The 16,299-nt window shown below is 62.5% G+C and carries 17 protein-coding genes; 4 read left to right on the top strand and 13 right to left on the bottom strand.

Features of this window, described 5'->3' with window-relative positions; all coding sequences use genetic code 11:
• Nucleotides 1-189 precede the first annotated feature (189 nt).
• Together GGR30_RS13640 and GGR30_RS13635 are read left to right on the top strand one after the other, a co-directional pair.
• Nucleotides 190-1,227 (top strand): DUF2793 domain-containing protein, encoded by a 1,038-nt coding sequence (locus GGR30_RS13640; protein ID WP_183487198.1) that lies wholly within the window; start codon nt 190-192, stop codon nt 1,225-1,227.
• Between the two features lie 69 nt (nt 1,228-1,296).
• A complete protein-coding gene (locus tag GGR30_RS13635) occupies nt 1,297-1,536 on the top strand; it encodes a hypothetical protein (RefSeq protein ID WP_183487196.1) in 240 nt (79 codons plus the stop codon).
• A 9-nt stretch (nt 1,537-1,545) separates the two neighbouring features.
• Here the strand turns inward: GGR30_RS13635 and GGR30_RS13630 are convergent, their stop codons facing one another.
• The 10 genes from GGR30_RS13630 to GGR30_RS13585 all read right to left on the bottom strand — a co-directional run bounded on the left by GGR30_RS13630 (nt 1,546) and on the right by GGR30_RS13585 (nt 10,901).
• Nucleotides 1,546-2,886, bottom strand: a complete 1,341-nt coding sequence (locus tag GGR30_RS13630; RefSeq protein ID WP_246413876.1) for an MATE family efflux transporter — start codon at nt 2,884-2,886, stop codon at nt 1,546-1,548.
• A gap of 6 nt (nt 2,887-2,892) precedes the next feature.
• Nucleotides 2,893-3,471, bottom strand: a complete 579-nt coding sequence (locus GGR30_RS13625) for a peroxidase-related enzyme (RefSeq protein ID WP_183487194.1) — start codon at nt 3,469-3,471, stop codon at nt 2,893-2,895.
• 1 nt (nt 3,472) lies between these two features.
• The gene (locus tag GGR30_RS13620) at nt 3,473-3,955 is read right to left on the bottom strand and encodes a CMD domain-containing protein (RefSeq protein ID WP_183487192.1); all 483 of its coding nucleotides are present in this window, start codon (nt 3,953-3,955) and stop codon (nt 3,473-3,475) included.
• An 11-nt stretch (nt 3,956-3,966) separates the two neighbouring features.
• Nucleotides 3,967-4,560, bottom strand: coding sequence for a 2-hydroxychromene-2-carboxylate isomerase (locus GGR30_RS13615; RefSeq protein WP_183487190.1), 594 nt, complete (start codon nt 4,558-4,560; stop codon nt 3,967-3,969).
• 12 nt (nt 4,561-4,572) lie between these two features.
• Nucleotides 4,573-6,018 (bottom strand): NAD(P)-binding domain-containing protein, encoded by a 1,446-nt coding sequence (locus GGR30_RS13610; RefSeq protein ID WP_183487188.1) that lies wholly within the window; start codon nt 6,016-6,018, stop codon nt 4,573-4,575.
• A 29-nt stretch (nt 6,019-6,047) separates the two neighbouring features.
• Nucleotides 6,048-7,118 (bottom strand): ABC transporter ATP-binding protein, encoded by a 1,071-nt coding sequence (locus GGR30_RS13605; protein WP_183487186.1) that lies wholly within the window; start codon nt 7,116-7,118, stop codon nt 6,048-6,050.
• A gap of 1 nt (nt 7,119) precedes the next feature.
• Complete coding sequence (locus GGR30_RS13600; protein ID WP_183487184.1) at nt 7,120-7,911, bottom strand: ABC transporter permease; 792 nt, start codon at nt 7,909-7,911, stop codon at nt 7,120-7,122.
• 10 nt (nt 7,912-7,921) lie between these two features.
• On the bottom strand, nt 7,922-8,905 hold the full coding sequence (locus tag GGR30_RS13595) for an ABC transporter permease (RefSeq protein ID WP_183487182.1): 984 nt from the start codon (nt 8,903-8,905) through the stop codon (nt 7,922-7,924).
• 80 nt (nt 8,906-8,985) lie between these two features.
• Complete coding sequence (locus GGR30_RS13590; protein WP_183487180.1) at nt 8,986-10,086, bottom strand: extracellular solute-binding protein; 1,101 nt, start codon at nt 10,084-10,086, stop codon at nt 8,986-8,988.
• A gap of 71 nt (nt 10,087-10,157) precedes the next feature.
• Nucleotides 10,158-10,901, bottom strand: a complete 744-nt coding sequence (locus GGR30_RS13585; RefSeq protein WP_183487178.1) for an aspartate/glutamate racemase family protein — start codon at nt 10,899-10,901, stop codon at nt 10,158-10,160.
• Between the two features lie 398 nt (nt 10,902-11,299).
• On the opposite strand from GGR30_RS13585, the gene GGR30_RS13580 reads away from it, so the two are divergent.
• Together GGR30_RS13580 and GGR30_RS13575 are read left to right on the top strand one after the other, a co-directional pair.
• Nucleotides 11,300-11,761, top strand: coding sequence for an Lrp/AsnC family transcriptional regulator (locus GGR30_RS13580; protein WP_138746534.1), 462 nt, complete (start codon nt 11,300-11,302; stop codon nt 11,759-11,761).
• A 22-nt stretch (nt 11,762-11,783) separates the two neighbouring features.
• Nucleotides 11,784-12,860 carry an NAD/NADP-dependent octopine/nopaline dehydrogenase family protein gene (locus tag GGR30_RS13575; RefSeq protein WP_183487175.1) on the top strand — a complete coding sequence of 359 codons (1,077 nt, stop codon included), beginning with the start codon at nt 11,784-11,786 and terminating at the stop codon, nt 12,858-12,860.
• Between the two features lie 25 nt (nt 12,861-12,885).
• Here GGR30_RS13575 and GGR30_RS13570 read toward each other — a convergent pair whose 3' ends face one another.
• The 3 genes from GGR30_RS13570 to GGR30_RS13560 are packed head-to-tail and all read right to left on the bottom strand — an operon-like array spanning nt 12,886 to nt 16,224.
• Nucleotides 12,886-13,944 (bottom strand): trypsin-like serine peptidase, encoded by a 1,059-nt coding sequence (locus GGR30_RS13570; RefSeq protein ID WP_183487173.1) that lies wholly within the window; start codon nt 13,942-13,944, stop codon nt 12,886-12,888.
• Nucleotide 13,945: 1 nt separating this feature from the next.
• Nucleotides 13,946-15,343, bottom strand: coding sequence for a hypothetical protein (locus GGR30_RS13565; protein ID WP_183487171.1), 1,398 nt, complete (start codon nt 15,341-15,343; stop codon nt 13,946-13,948).
• Nucleotides 15,328-16,224, bottom strand: coding sequence for a hypothetical protein (locus GGR30_RS13560; RefSeq protein ID WP_183487169.1), 897 nt, complete (start codon nt 16,222-16,224; stop codon nt 15,328-15,330). The genes GGR30_RS13565 and GGR30_RS13560 overlap by 16 nt, the downstream gene beginning before the upstream one ends.
• Nucleotides 16,225-16,299 lie beyond the last annotated feature (75 nt).

The raw sequence follows: 16,299 nt of genomic DNA, 5'->3' as shown, positions 1-16,299 counted from the left end.
CAACCGTTTCTGTCTTGCCGCGGCCCTCCGCTCATATCGGCATCTCACGCGATCGGTGCCCTGGCCTCCGCAGAACCTCTTCCCCTGACACACCGCAATGCCCGGGCACGGCCCACCCTTTTCCCCGTCGCACAGGGCGGGGCTAGGCTTGTCCCATCAGGTCCAGCGACCACGCAAAGGGAGTTTTTCATGTCGGATCAGACGGCCAGGCTCGGCCTCCCCTTCATTCTGCCAGCCCAGGCGCAAAAACACGTCACCCACAACGAGGCCCTCCAGCGGCTCGACGCAATCGTTCATCTCGCCATTTCCGGCGAGGGCAACACCCCGCCGTCAGGCCCCGATGACGGCGCCTGTCATCTGGTTGCGGCAAGCCCAACCGGAGAATGGGCGGGCCATGCCGGCGCGCTCGCGCTGTTTCAGGATGGCTACTGGCAGTTCATTACGCCGGTCGCCGGATGGTCGGCCTGGTTCGTGTCGGAAAACGCGCTTCGCATCTTTGACGGCAGCGCCTGGATCTTCCCACTGCCCGGTCCGGACCTCGAACTCTTAACGCTCGGGATCAACGCTTCGGCTGACGCCACCAACCGGCTTTCTGTTTCCGCGCCCGCAACGCTTCTCAACAATGCCGGCAGCGGGCATCAGTTGAAGATCAACAAGGCAACGGCCGGCGATACGGCCTCCCTGCTCTACCAGACCGGCTGGTCCGGCCGCGCGGAGATGGGCCTTTCCGGTTCCGACAGTTTCGCGATCAAGACGAGCCCCGACGGGGCAAGCTGGCACGAGGCGGTGAAGATCACCCCGGAAGGCGCGGTCACCATGCCGTCGCGCCCGCTGGCCCGCGCCGCGGCGCCCGCCGGTTCGGCGCTGATTTCGGGTCCGGCAAACCGGGGGTTCGGCACGCTTCACGTCGGCGAAGGCGGTTTTACGCTGGGCGCTGCCGTGACGGGCGGCGGCAACCGGCTGGTCTTTCCCGCAAGCGGCTATTACGCGGTAAGCCTCACCGTCACCGCCACGGCGGCGGGAAGCTACTGGGCCGCGCTCGAGAAGAACGGTTCGGAAAACTGCGTAACCCTCAGCGGCATTGCCACCGGCGGCAATCCGCTGACGCATTCCGCCTCCGCAATCAGCTATTTTTCCGCCGGTGACTATGCCCGCCTCGCCTTTTCCGGCACGGCAACCTATGCGTTCGGCTATGGTCAGACGGAAATGACGGCCATGCTTCTTTGAAGCCCGACTTGCCATCGGTCGCCGTTCCCCGCTATGCCTATCCGGACGAGAAAACCCTGGAGGCGGCCCATGGCAGGCAAGATCGACTGGCGCGAGAGCTTCAATCTCAAACACCCATCGCTGAAACCGCTCTGGGTCCGCATCCTCGCCGTCGCGCTTTGCGGCGGCTGGGCGATTGCCGAGATATTCATCGGCTCACCCTTCTGGTCGGTGCTGTTCGGCGCGGCTGCCGCCTACATGGCCTATGTGTTCTTCATTTCGCCCGACCGCGCCTATTTCAACAGCCGCGATGACAAGCCGGAAGAGTAGGTCCTGGACTCAGGCGGGGTAATTTCCGGCAAAGGTCCTGTCCGCCAGCTTCGGCAGCATGAAGCGGAAGGCGACCGAGCGCACGCCCTGGAACAGCAGCATGGCGATCCACAGGCCGTGATTGCCGAAGAGCGGCTGCAGCACGGCCCAGGCGGCGAAATAGCAGGCAAGCGAAAACAGCATCAGCGTGCGCATTTCGCGTGACCATGTGGCACCGATGAAGACGCCGTCCATCTGGAAGGCGATAACCCCGACAAGCGGCATGATCGCGGCATAGGGCAGATAGACATGGGCCAGCGCCTGGGTCTCGGCAATCGGCGCGATCAGCGCCACCACGTAAGGCCCGGAGATGAAGAAGGCCGCCGAGACGGCAACGGCCATGGCCACGCCCCAGAGCGTCGTCAGCCTGATCACGCGGTCGAAAGCCGGGCGGTAAAAGGCGCCGACGGCGCGGCCGGCAAGCTGCTCGGCCGCCGTGGCGAAGCCATCGAGAAAGGCGACGCCGAAGAAATAATAGCGCAGCAGCACCGTGTTGGCGGCGAGCACATCAATGCCCAGCACGCCCGATTGCCGGGTAAAGAATGAAAGTCCGATCAGAAGCGCGAAGGAACGGATCATCATGTCGCGATTGACCGAGAACAGCCGCTTGACGGTGGAAAGATCCGGCACTTCCCATTTGTGCCGGTCGGTGCGCCGCAGGATCAGGATGACGCCGGCAATCGCCGTGATGCCCTCGGCGACAAGGCTTGCCGCCCCCGCGCCGGCGAGACCGTAGTTCAGCCACAGCACCCAGAAGAAGGCGAAAAACAAGTTGAGCGCGTTGAGCGCCACCTGCAACAACAGCGCCGTCACCGCCTCGCCGCGACCGATGACCCAGCCGAAGACGACGAAATTGAACAGCGCAAAGGGCGCCGACCAGACGCGCCAGGCGTAATAGGTCCAGGCTGCATCCCCCACCGCGCCATCGGCATCGAGCACGTAAAGGCCGAGACGACCGATCGGCACGTGCAACAGCATGATCAGAAGGCCGGAGCCGACCGCAATCAGAATGCCGCCAAGCAGCATGCGCTGCTCCGCGCGCCGGTCTTCCGCGCCGACGGCCTGCGCCGTGAAGCCGGTGGTCGCGCCGCGCAGGAAGTTGAAGGTGGTGAACAGCACGTCGAAGATCACCGCCGCCAGCGCCACCCCGCCGATCAGCACCTCGTCGCGCAGTTGCCCCACGACACCGGTCGCCGCAAGGCTCACCAGCGGAGTGGAGAAATGCGCGATCATCATCGGCAATGCGATGGTGAGCACCTGCCGGTGCGTCACCGAAAAGGGGCGCGGGGTGCGACCGGCGGTGTTTTCCAACGGAACCTATTCCTTGACGTGCGGCTCGCCCAGCGTGTGCATCAGCCGGTTGGCCCAGCCGAAAATGGCGATGGCATGGATTAGGTCGAGGATCTCGAGGTCGTCAAGGCCCGTCTCGCGCAAATGATAGAACTGGTAGACGCCGACATTGTCCGGATGGGCCGTCAGATCGACGCCGAAATTGAACAGCGCCTGGTCATAGTCCGGCAGATCCGCCTCGAGCCCCTTCTCATAGATCGCCTCGATGACCTCCGGTCGCTTTTCAAGCTGGATATGGCGGTTGGCGTGAACGGCGGCGCAATAGATGCACTTGTTGACGAAGGACGCTGCCAGCGCGCCCATCTCGCGGCCGGCGCGCGACAGGCCCTCCTTGGAATACATGATGTCGTTGAAGAGCGGCGAACGCTCCTTCAGCGTTTCCGGCTCCTGCGCCAGCACCAGAACATAGTCGGAGACCTTGGTATTGGACGGCGTGATCTGCAGTGCGTCGCGCTGCTCGTCGGTCGCGGTTTCCAGATCGACGGGTTTCACGTAGGGATGCCAGTCGAGCGGTTTCAGAGTGAATTCGTGAACGGGTTCGGACATGTCAGTGGTCCCTCAGCATTTTCAGCCCGGCAACGACCAGGACCTGGTAATTGACGAAGGCCGTCAGGCTTGCCAGCGTCACGATGTCCCGATCATCAAGCCCGGCGGCATAGAGTTTTTCGACGTCAGCGCGGGTCGCCTCCTTGGGCGTCAGCGTCACCTTGTCGACACGCTGCAAAATCGCATCGAGTCGCAAATCCTCCTTGCCCGGCCGGAAGCCCGGATCGGGGATCGCGTTGAAGGCGGTCTCGCCATAGCTCTCTAGCAGGTCGCGGTAATGCGCCTCAAGCTCGGCGGCCTTCCACAGCGCACACATGCGCGCGGCAAGGGCGGCGCGCATGGCGTAGCTGAAATTGCCGGCCTCCTTCGGCGTCAGCGCCGCCTCGTAGCTCGCCTGCGTCTTCTGCTTCAAGAGTTCGCGCCGGTTTCTGAGCGCGATCATGTCGGCATCCTCGCCGAGCACCTTGTCGATCACATCGACCATAAACCCTCTCCTCAGTCTTCAGACAAAGCTTCATCGAGAAAATCGAGCCGGTCCTGCCCCCAGTAGAGCACGTCCTTGTAGATCCAGGTCGGCGTGCCGAACACGCCGCGCGCGGTCGCCTCGGCATGGCTGTCATGCCAGGCCTGAACGATCTCCGGCTCCTCTTCCATCGCCTGCAGCGCCTTGCCGTCAAGGCCGATGCGGTTGGCAACGTTGATGCGCACCTCAGGCTGGGTCACGTCCAGCTCCTCGCTCCACAGCGCATGCAGGAGCGCATGCGACAGTTCGAGCGCCGGCAGGCCCTCGCGATCGGCGGCAATCACCATGCGGGCGGAGAATTCGTTATTGGTCGGGTAGTGAGCGGGTTTGAGCACCAGCGGCATGTTGAGGCGCTTGCGCCAGCGATCAAGCTCCACGGCGTGGTAATCCTGGCGCGGCTGGGGGCGCGAGCGCAACGGCACGCCGCCATTGTCCGGCACGATCCGGGTCGGGCGGACGACGACATCGAGGTCATGCTTTGCGATCAGCGCCTTGAATTGCGGCCAGCCGAGATAGGCCCAGGGAGAGGAAAGCGCGTGATAATAGTAGACAGTCTTCTTGGTCATGGTCTTTTTCTTTCAGGCTTGTTCGGCGGCCACGGCGTCAGCGTCGGTCCATTCTGTGCCGTCGAGTTCCGGTTTTTCGTAGGCGATCAGGTCTTCCCAATGCTGTTCCAGGTCCTTGCGGAACAGGCTGGAGGCGACGCCGCGCGCAAGCCAGAGCGCGCCCTCGCTGATCGCCGGAATATCGCCGGAGACCTTGCCGAGGCTCATGGCCGAGCTGTAGTTGAAGCTGTGAATGTCCGCGAGAAAGGGCGCCGCGCCTTCCTTCTTTTCCGAAAAGGAGAAATCGGGGTTCAGCCAGGGGAAACGCCCAAGGCCGGGATTCTGTTCTTCCGGCGGCGGCGTGTAGCGGTCTTCCCAGCAGGCGATTTCGGCGTTGAAGGGCTCAAATTCCGGTCGCGCCATCGGGTCGACGGTAAAGCCGGTGCCCAGGATCAGGAAATCGCAGCGGAACTCACGGCCGGTCACCGTGGTGATCACCACTTCCGCCCCATCCTGCTCAACCTTCGCAATACCGCAGTTGAAATGGAAGTAGGCATTCTCATGACGGCTGACGCGCAGGGTCGAACCGTGCGGGGCCGGCGTCTGCTGCTTGTCGCCGTAATCCATGATCCGCCAGCGCCATTCGGGCGAAAGGTCCGGCAGGCCGGCCGTCACGCCATAGGAACCGATGCCCATCAACTTGTTGATCGTCGGCATCTTCTTGCGCCGCGCCAGCAGCCTGACTTCCGCCGCGCCATGTTCCAGCGCTTCCGCCGCATTATCAACGGCCGATGCGCCGACGCCGATGACGACGACGCGCTTGTCTTTCCACTTGTCGAAATCGATCTCGTCGGCCGAATGCGCCCAGCTTTCGCGCGGCAGGCCGGAGACGAAGCCCGGAACCGTGCCCTTGCCAAGCCCGTCGCGACCGGTCGCCCAGATCAGCTTGCGGGTGATGATGCTGTCGCCATCGGCCATTTTCAGGGTCAGCAACCCGTCTTCGCGCGGGATGACGCGCTCGACCTTCATCCCGTTCTCCACCGGCGCGCCGGTCACCTCGCGATACCAGACGAGGTAGTCCTGCCACATCGGCCGGGGAATGCGGTAAAGTTCGTCCCAGGCCTTCGTGCCGAACTGGGCGCGATACCAGGCCTGGAAGGTGAGCGAGGGAATGCCGAGCGCGGGGCCAAGCAGGTTTTTCGGCGAGCGCAGCGTTTCCATGCGTGCATAGGTGAGCCAGGGGCCTTCCTTGCCCTCCGGCGCCATATCGATGAGGCGGGTATTGTGCATGCCCTGGCGCTTCAGCTGCAGCCAGGCGGCAAGTCCGCACATGCCGGCGCCGACGATGACGATATCGCTCACCGGCGTGCCATCGACAGGGCCGACCGGTTTGACCCAGTTGGCGGAGGGAAAGTTCAGATAGTCGAGATCCTGGCGAACCCGTTCGTTCAGCGCTTCAAGCGCTTGTTCATTGGTCATGTCTTCAGTCCTTCACGAATTCCCGGGCTTCAATCGGCCAGCACCACGGCGTCTTCCTCGCGCCAGCCGATCCACACATCATCGCCCTCCAGATGGGCAAGCGCCACGGGGTCAAGCTGGGCTACAAGCGACTGGCCCTCGTTGAGGCCGACGGTGAGCGCGGTGAAATTGCCCTTGAACAGCCGGTTGGTAATCCTGCCGGGAAGCGCAATCCTGCGGTCCGGCTCGCGGCTGACCGCATAGATCGCCTCCGGTCTCAGCGCCACGGTGACGTGGCTGCCGACCTTGGCGGCGGGCCCGGTGAGCGTGGCGTGGATGATGTGGCCGCACCAGTCGAGCGTGGCGATATTGCCGTCGACGGAGCGCAGTTCGGCATCGAGGAAGTTCGATTCACCGATGAAGGTAGCGACGAAGCGGTTGACCGGCCGGGCGTAGAGCGTGTGGGGGTCGCCCATCTGCTCGACCTTGCCGTTGTTCATGACGACGATGAGGTCCGACATGGTCAGCGCCTCTTCCTGGTCGTGGGTAACGAAAAGGAAGGTCTTGCCGGTCTTTTCCTGAATGCTTTTGAGCTCGATCTGCATCTGGTGGCGAAGTTTCGCGTCGAGCGCCGACAGCGGCTCGTCGAGCAGCAGAACGTCCGGATCGGGCGCGAGCGCGCGCATCAGCGCCACGCGCTGGCGCTGGCCGCCGGAAAGCTGGTCGGGCATGCGGTCGGCGTAATCCTGAAGCTCGACCAGTTCCAGAAGCTCCATCACCCGAGCGTGGATCTTCTCCGACGGCATGCCTTTCAGCTCAAGCCCGAAGGCGATGTTCCGGCCAACCGTCAGATGCGGAAACAGCGCGTAGTCCTGAAACACGATATTGACGTTGCGCCGGTGTGGCGGCAGGTGGGTCACGTCCTTGCCATCGAGCAGGATCGAGCCGGAGGACGGGTCCTCGAAACCGCCCAGCATGCGCAGCGAGGTCGACTTGCCGCAGCCCGAAGGCCCGAGAAGCGTGACGAACTTGCCGCGTTCGATCTTGAGGTCGAGATTGTTCACGGCAAGCGACTTGCCATAATACTTGTTGACGTTCTTGAAGTGGACGAGGGGTTGCATTTCAGTTCCTTGAACGGCGGACACGGCGTTCGGCGTAGAGCCCGACGGCGCCGGTAAAGATGAGGACGAGTGTTGCCATGGCGTTGATTTCCGGCGACATGCCGCCCGAAATCTTGGCGAAGATCAGCATGGGAAGGGTGGTCTGGTAGCCACCGAGGAAGAAGGTGCGGACGAAATCGTCGATACTGGTCAGCGCGCAGAAGATCATGCCGCCGACCAGCGCCGGGCCGAGATAGGGCAGCGTGACGCGGAAGAAGGCAATGAAATTGTCGGCGCCGAGATCACGCGCGGCATCGATGAGGCTTGAGGGCATCGAGCGCAGCCTGGTCATCGCCATGATCACCACGAAGGGCACCGCATGCACCGTATGGCCGAGGATGATGGCAAAGGTGCCGGTCGGCACATCGATGGCGCGGATGAAGATGCGCATCGAGATCGCCTGGATCATGCCCGGCACGACGGCGGGAAGACAGGCGAGCGCAAAGATGATGGCCTTGCCCCAGATCGCCTCGTTGGAGGCGAGTAGCGCGATCCAGACGCCGATCGCCGTTGCAACGACCGTGACCGTGAAGGCAATCATCAGCGAATAGCCGACGGCGCTCAGGAACTGCTCGTCCTGCACCACCTGGACGTACCATTTCATCGTGAAGCTATCGATGGGAAACGAGATGAAGTTCGAATCCTTGAAGCTCATCGCCGTCATCAGCATCAGCGGCACGAAGAGATAGGCGACAAAGGCCCAGTAGAAGCCGGTGAGGAAGACGTTCTGGGGATTTTTCATGTAAAAACGCATCGTCTGCCCCTCACATCAGTTTCACGTTGCGCCCGCCGACAACCCGCATGAACAGGCCGACCGTGGTGAGCGAGATCAACAGCATGATGATCGAGAAGGCAGCGCCGGCCGGCCACTTGTCGTTGGAGCCGTGGAAGAGCTGGGCGATGATTTCAGGGAAGATCACCGTGTTGGGACCGCCGAGCAGAAGCGGCGCGGCGAAAACGCCGATCGAGGTGAGGAACACCAGGCTGCAGCCAGAGACGATGCCATCGCGCGACAAGGGCAGGATCACCCTGCGGAAGCGTTGCAGCGGACCGGCTCCAAGATCGGAGGCGGCGTCGAGCAGGCTGTTCGGGATCTTCTCGATCGAGGAGTAGAGCGGCAGCAGCATATAGAGCGCGATCAGGTAGACGACGCCGAAGCTCAGCGAAAAATAGGTGTAGAGCATGGGGATCGGCCGATCGATCATGCCAAGCTCGCGCAGAAGCGCGTTGACGGCGCCGCGATTGGCCAGAAGCATGATCACCGAGAAGACGCGGATGATCTCGCCCGCCCAGAACGGTGTCAGCAACAGCAGCAACGCCTTGTTGCGCGAGGCCGGACGGATGACCTTGCCGATGTAATAGGCGACCGGATAGACCACGACCAGCGTTGACGCCGTGACCACGATGGAAAAGACGACGCTGCGCAGGAACGGCACGAAATAGAGGCTTTCCTGGAAGAACAGCGCGTATTGCGAGAAGGTATAGACGGGCTCGTCGCCATCCAGCAGGGGGTAGTTGGCAAGCAGCGAGATATTGCCCATCTGCAGGATCGGGCCGATATTGAAGAAGGCGATCCAGGCCAGCGGCACGGCGAGCAGGACGATAAGCCGGGCCACCCGGTTTTCTGCAAGAAGACCGATCGTTCCGCGATAGAGCGGAGAATTGGCAACCTTGCCGATCCAGCTTGAATAGCGCGCGGTCGATTTCTTTGCGCCCTGCCCGTCACCGGCCAAAACATCATTGGTCATAGTGTGAAAATCCATAGATTACAAAAACTGCGCCGTGGCGCAGACGGCCGGGCGGACAGTGCCGCCCGGCCGGGCATTGGTCAGGCAGCCTTGATTTCGGCAACGGCCCTGTCGATCATCTCGTTCTTCATGTCGCGGTTTTCTTCGGCGAAGAACTGGATGCGGGCGATCTGCTCTTCCGGCAGCGCGATCGCGGCGCGTTCGCGGTCGGTCAGAAGTTTGTCGACGCCGCCGAAGGCGCTGGAAAAGCCCGACTGACGGGTCATTGCCGCACCGACTTCCGGATTGGCGAGAAGGGCGGAGAAGAACTTGTAGGCCGCATCCACGTTCGGCGCATGATTGACCAGGTTGAAGGAGTAGAGGAAGCCGTATGTGCCTTCCTTCGGGATCGACAGTTCGATCGGAAAACCGTCCATGATCAGCTTGGCGGCCGGGCCCGACCATGTCTGGGCGACATAGACGTCCTCGTTGACCAGCATCTGCTGCACTTCGGCGCCGCCATCGTAATATTTGCGGACCATGTCCTTGTGTTCGATGAGGAAGTCGCGGGCGGCATTGACGGCAGCCTGGGCTTCTTCCGGCTTGTCGACATAGGCGACGAAGTCACCGTCATAGCCGAGATATTTCATGGTGATGGCGAGGAAGTCGGAAATGATGTAGGTGGTGAACCCCTTGTATTCCGGGTCGAACATCAGCTCCCAGCTATCCGACGGCTTGGTGTAGTCGGTGTTGCGGACCATGCCCTCGAAGCCGGCGAGCAGCGGCACGCCGAAGACTTCGCCCTTGCGGACAAGCTGCGGGGCGCCCTTGTAGGGGCCGGCGAGATTGTCCCAGGTGGAGATCCGGGACGGATCGATCGGCTGCAGGAGATCAGACGCCATGAACTGGCTGAGACGGTGGCCGGCGACGGTGACGATATCGGTGGTCGGATCGGCGCCCTCGGCTGCGAGAAGGTTGTACTGCTTGCCCTGGTCGTCCGTCAGGCGAATGCGCACCTCGATGCCGGTATCCTTCTCGAACTGATCGACGAAGCCCTCGGGGAGGAACTTGTCGTAGGTCGTGATGTTCAGGACATTGCTCTGGGCATAGGCCGGGCGGATGATGGACGGTGCGGCGATGAGACCAGCACTTGTCCCCATCATCTTCAGGGTCGTGCGCCGTGTCGGATTGCGAAGTGTCATTCTCGATCTCCTGGTTTTTCTCTGCCCGCGTGCAGTCCCTCTCGGCTGGAGCGCGGGCGTTTCTCGCCGACCTAGTGGACTGGAACGGGCCGGCTTTCTTTCCCCTCCGCTGAAAGCTCGTCTTCCAGGGAGAACCTGACGGCTGCCTCTGCGTGAAGCAGCGTTGAATCAAAACTCGGTATGTCGAAATCTTCCGGACGGACCAGAAGCCCGACCTCGGTGCAGCCGAAGATGATGCAGTCGGCGCCCTTCTGCCTGGCTCGCTCGGCGATCGCGATATAGCGCTCGCGCGATGCGCCGCTGAGCACGCCGCAGCAGATCTCCTCGAAGATCACATCATGAACCGTGGCCCGGTCGGCCTCTTCGGGAATGACCGGATCGAGGCCGAAATGGTCCTTGAGGTAACCAACATAGAACGGCTTCTCCATCGTATAGCGCGTGGCCAGAAGCAGCGGCCGCTTCTTGCCGGCCTTCTTCACCGCAGCGCCCGTCACCTCGGCGATGTGGATCAGCGGAATATCGATCGCCGCCTGCACCTCGTCGGCGAGGATATGCATCGTGTTGGTGCAGATCAGCACCATGGCGCAGCCACATTGTTCCAGTTCGCGGGCAACCGAAATCAGCGTTTCGGCCGCAAGGTCCCAGCGCCCGGCCTTCTGCTGCGCCACGATCTCGGAAAAATTGACGGAGCGCAGGCAAAGATCCGCCGAAGCCAGACCGTCGCCCATCAGGCGCCGGACCTCTTCGTTGATGTGCTTGTAGTACACTGCGGTGCTCTCCCAGCTCATGCCGCCGATCAGGCCTATCCTTTTCATTGTCTCGTTCTCAATTCTGTTTCAGGTACGAACATAATCAGCGTAACGGACCTGACAGAAGAGAGTTTTCTTATTTTTGCACAAAGGCGAAAATTCAAGCAAACCCATCCTACTGAAACTCATAGGAGGCGGAAAATTTCTCTCTTTTGAAAACTTGACATAAATCTCATACTCGTGCACAAAATTTATTCAACAGATACAATTCACCAAAACTTGAGCAAAGCATGCGGAATTTTCTGCATTTTGACAAGGGTCAACCCCCGAATTTAGCCATATCTGCAGTTGTGTTGCGGCGTCAGATTTTGTCGAAATGGCAAGGCAGATGAAAATTTCGTCTCAATTTTCAGACAGTTCTGAGAATTTCATCCCGTCCGCGGGATATCAGGGGAGCCCCGAGAATGTTTGACGAGATCGACCGCAAGATCGTCGATATCCTGCAGCGCCAGGCGGACCGGACGGTCAGCGAGATCGCCGAGGAGGTCGGCCTTTCGCACACGCCCTGCTGGCGGCGGATCAAGCGCATGGAAGACCTCGGCTTCATCCGCGCCCGCGTTGCCCTGATCGACCGCAAGATGGCCAATATCCCGATGACCATCTTCATCGCCGTCAAGGCGCCGCGCCACGCCATCGAATGGTTCGACGAATTCCGCAAGCAGATCAGGGACATTCCCGAAGTGACCGAGGCCTACCGGCTGACCGGCGATACGGATTACCTGCTGAGGATTGTCGTGCCCGATATCGAGACCTATGACCAGGTCTACAAGAACCTGATCTCGCGGCTGGAATTCTCCGACATCAACTCCTCGATCGCGATGGAGGAGTTGAAATTCACCACGGCGCTGCCGACCAATTACATGTAAGAAGACAGAGGCTCGAAGACCCATGAAAATCGCAATTCTCGGCGCTGGCAACAACGCTTACGGCCTTGCTGCCTTCCTCGCCGATGCCGGCCATGCGCCCGTGCTCTGGTCGCCGTCTGGCAGAAATGCCGTGGAGCTTGCCGAAGGCACGGCGCTGATGGCCACCGGCGCGGTGGAGTTCGAAGGTCCCGTCGGCGTGGCCGCCTCATGCGAAGAGGCCGTCAACAGCGCCGAACTGGTGATGATCGCCATGCCGGTCAACGGCCACAGGGCGGCAATCGACGCCATGGTGGACCATCTGAAGCCCGGCACGCCAGTGATCATTTCCTCCCACAGTTCCTTTGCCGCGCTCTATCTTTCGCGCGCATTGAGGGACGCAGGCAAGACGCTTCCGATCATCGCCTGGGGCACGACGCTCCTGACCGCGCGGAAAAAGGGCGACAGCGCCGTCGTGGTCAATACGGTGCGCCAGAAGGTCGACATGGCGACCGTGCCCTTCAGCGCCATGGACGAGGGCCACGCGCTCTGCACCGAACTTTTCGGCGACCGCTTCGTCAGGCGCGACGGGCTTATGGCGATCGCGCTGTCCAACCTCAACCCGCAGAACCATCTCGGCATTGCGCTGATGAACCTGACGCGGATGGAAAAGGGCGAAACCTGGGGCCAGGGCGAGAACATCACCCCGGCCGTCGGCCGCTTCATCGAGGCGCTCGATGCCGAGCGGCTGGCGATCGCGGAGAAATTCGGGCTTCACGTGAAGACGGTGCGCGAGCACTTTTCGCTGTCCTTCCACGTGCCGCTTGCCTCGGTCTCGGAGATGAACCAGGAAATGCATGCTGAGGGGCGCGGAGGTTTCGGGCCGTCGACGATCGAGAGCCGTTACATTCTGGAAGACGTGCCCTTCGGCCTCGTCGCCACCAGCGCGCTTGGCCGCCTGGTCGGCGTTCCCGCGACTTTGCACGAGGCCGGCACGGCGATCTTCTCGGCCGCCTATGGCCATGACCTTGCCGCCGACAACGACCTTCTGCCCGCCCTCGATTTCGCCAGCCTCGACAGGAAGGAGCTCGAACGGCTCTGCCGGGACGGCTACGCCGGCTGAGCCAACTGGGCATAGAGTGGCAGCGCTACTCGTCGCAGCTCAGCGAATGGAAATAGTCGCCCCAGCTGTTGATGCGGATGTCGAAATAGCGGCCGTCCTCGAAGACGCGGCCGCCATCCCAGACGAGCGCGCCGTCCTTGGCGGTCCCGCGCATATAGACCACGCCGTTATCCGTCATCAGGTCGACAAAGCGGCGCTCGTCGGGCTCGATCCGGCCGGAAGTGGTGGTGAAATCGCCGCCGCCAACCGGGCGGTAGCGCAGACTGTAGTCGATGGGCGCGTCGCAGCGATTGCTGAGGACGAAGGTGATGAACAGGTCGGGCGTCGCCTCGATGGCACGGAAAAAAGGCGAACCGGCACCGGTGACGACACGGCCGATCGCCTCGATCTCGGCCTTGCCGATATAGCGTCCCTCGCCCGGGGAAAGATAAAGCCCGGTAATGCCGGCGGCCACGCGAATTGCCGCGCCCGAGGCTCCTTCCGGCAGGTCGCAGTTCATCGCCATCATGTCGCCCGGCGCAATGGAGAGCGCCGCGCAGGCCGACGTCGTCATCTGGCCGCCGGTCGCGCGATCGTAAAAGCGGATGGTCAGGAGGCCGTCGTCCCTTTCCGTCTCCCGCCGGTCGAAAGCCGCCTCGTCGGTCTCGGCGCTGAAGGGGGGATGCTCCACAAGCTCGACTGTTTCGACGATGGCAAGCTTGCCGTCAAAACGGTCCGCCGGCCCGAAGGGCGCTTCGTCCACCGGCAGAAGGACGCGCTGGATGAAGCGCCGCGAGGCCGGGATATAGCCGTCGTCGAGGTCGACCCGCGGGATCACCTGCCGGTCGGCCAGAACCTGGTCCGTATCAGGGTCGATCACGCAGGCTGCCGCCGTCAGCACATGACGCGGACCGATCACGGTCGCGCTGCAGACAATGTCGTTGACCCCGGTCACGATGGCCGCCATGGCCCGGTCCGGCGCATCTAGCGCCTTGACGGGTTCCACGGGCGTTTGCGCGGATACGGGCAGCGCAACAAGACTGAGAAGGAGCGCGACAAGCCCCGAGGCAAGGCGGCGGAACGGCTTCAATGGAAAACGGCTCACATCACTCTCCCTGCGGCGCTTCGGCGAAGACCAGAAGTGAGGCCGTTTCGCCGGCCCTGAGGCTGTATTCCTGCTCGCCCGGGCCCTTGACGACGGTCGAATGCACCTGGATCGTGCAGGTATTCTGCCCCAGCGCGCCCTCGCTCAGCGCCTTGACCGCGATCCGCACGGGACCGGGCGCAACCGATGGTTCGAAACGGGTGCCGCCGTTCAGAAGATCGACAACCTCGGACGACACGACCCCGGTACTGTCGCTGATCGTCAATTCCACGCGATCGACATCCTCGCGGCCATTGTCGATCAGCGTGAAGGCGAGCGGCAGCTCGACGAAGATCGGCTGCAACCCGTCATCCCCGAAATCGATCTCGGCGCCGCGCGGCAGGTCGGCGCGCAGCGGACCGGGATCGGCGTAGGAAGCCGCGTCGTCCTCCATCAGCGCCATGATCGCGCGCGCTTCCTCGCGCGCCTCGTCATAGGCGGTCGCATCGCCTTGCCGCAGGTTTTCCGGCAGGTTCAGCAGCCGTTCATACTTGCGCAGAAGCCGAAGCGATATCCGGGGCCTGAAGGCCGGCTGATAATAGGCTTTCGTGTCCTCGCGCAGCGCTGCAACCTCGTAGCCGAAGCTGCGGGCCGCGCCCGATAGCAGGCGGTTGGCGGCTTCGGCCGTGGCAATCGCCCGGTTGCGCAGGTTGTTCTCGGCAAGGAAGGCCATGAAATCCGCCGTCGACCAGTTGACCGCGTCAAGCCGCGCGCCTTCGGCCCGCAAGTCCCCGTTCCAGACCTCCTTCGCCGTTTCCGCCTTCACCCAGTCGCCCTTGGCAATGCCGCTCTCCCAGACAAAGGTCCGTCCCCAGTCCGGGCTTGAGGGCATGTTGAAGGCCCATTCACCCGGAAGGCCGGGAGCCTCGACCTGCTGCACCAGGCCGACATAGGCGTTCTGGCTCGGGGCATAGAAGCGGAACACCAGCCTAACGGCATAGGGCTGGACAAGCGGCGCGCCTTCCGGCAATGCCGCGCCACCGCCCTCGCCCTGCGGCGACCAGAGCTGGACCGCGCCGGGACCAAGCGTGGGCAATTGAAGGCGATAGTCCGTCACGTCATAGCGAAACCGGGTCGAAAGCACGGGTTCGTCGTAAAGAAGGCCCATCTCCAGTTCGGCATTCCAATCAAGCGTCACGCTCGACGCCGGCGCCAGGTCTTCGCCGACAAGCGGATTGCGGAAGGTTGCTTCATACCCGTCGCCCCCGGCCTCGACGATGCGCGGATTGCCCTGCGCGAAGGCCGTGACAGGCAGGGTCAGAAGGAGCAGAAAAAAGAGCGCCAGCAGGCCGTGGACGGCCTTTGCCTGCTGCCTGGTTTCGCCCGTCACGGGCCGGCTGGAAATCAGGAATCGAGCCATGACTCAAATTCCCTCTGCTGTTCGTCCGAAATGAATAGCCGGCGCTTTCCGCCAAGCGGCGCGCCGTTGACGCGCTGGCCATAATAGCTGTCGCCATAGGCCTCATCCAGCTCATAGGGCACGAAACTCAGCACATACCAGCCAGCGGCCGCGATAATGGCAATCACGCAGAGCCCCGCGAGAAAACCGAACTTCCACCAGCGGCGCGACCGTTTTTCCGATAGCGGGACAGAAGCCGCCCGCGCCTCGCCGTATTCGGCCTCGTCCTCGCCGCCAGCCTGCGCGCCGCCGGCAAGCAGATAGACGCCTCCGGCGGTTCCGAGAGCGACGGCCAGCGGATCGTCCTCATCAGGCTCGATCACCGCAATCGCGCGCTGGCGCGTCAGGTTGCGGGCATCATTGGAGGAAAGGATCCGCCCCGCAAGCGGGACCTGAAGCTCGACCACCGCGCCCGTGGCCGCCTCGATCGTGTAGAGCACGCTGTGGCGGTCGACGCGACCGCCCGGTTCGACATGCACCTTCATCACATTGGCGGGATAGAGCTCGCTATCGACGGGCGTGTGAAGATCAACGCGTCTTGAAGAGGAAGGCTGCGGCGCGGGAGCGACGACTTGCGGAGCAGCCCGCTCTTCTTCCGGCGCCATCACCTCGATCTCAAGCAGGCTCTCGCGCTGAAGAAGGGTCGCGCCCACGGCAAGCGGCGCGGTAACGGCCTTGCCGCTTTCGCTGGCGCGCACATGAAACGAACGGCCGTTCGCCGTCTCCAGATCGTATAGCGGATCGCCGCTTATGATCGGATCACCCAGCCTGAAATAGGCTCTTTCCACCCTGGCCGGATAGAATTCGTCTCCGGCCGGGCTTTCGATATGCACACGCGCCATCGCCTTTAACCCCTGCTGCGACCGAAACTAGTCGAGCGACCGGTTGTCAGCAAGTGGTGAAGCGGTTCAGTGCAA

Source organism: Martelella radicis, assembly GCF_014196625.1.
Lineage (GTDB): Bacteria > Pseudomonadota > Alphaproteobacteria > Rhizobiales > Rhizobiaceae > Martelella > Martelella radicis.
Note: the sequence above shows the minus strand (reverse complement) of the source record. Positions and strands in the feature narration are given on the sequence as shown.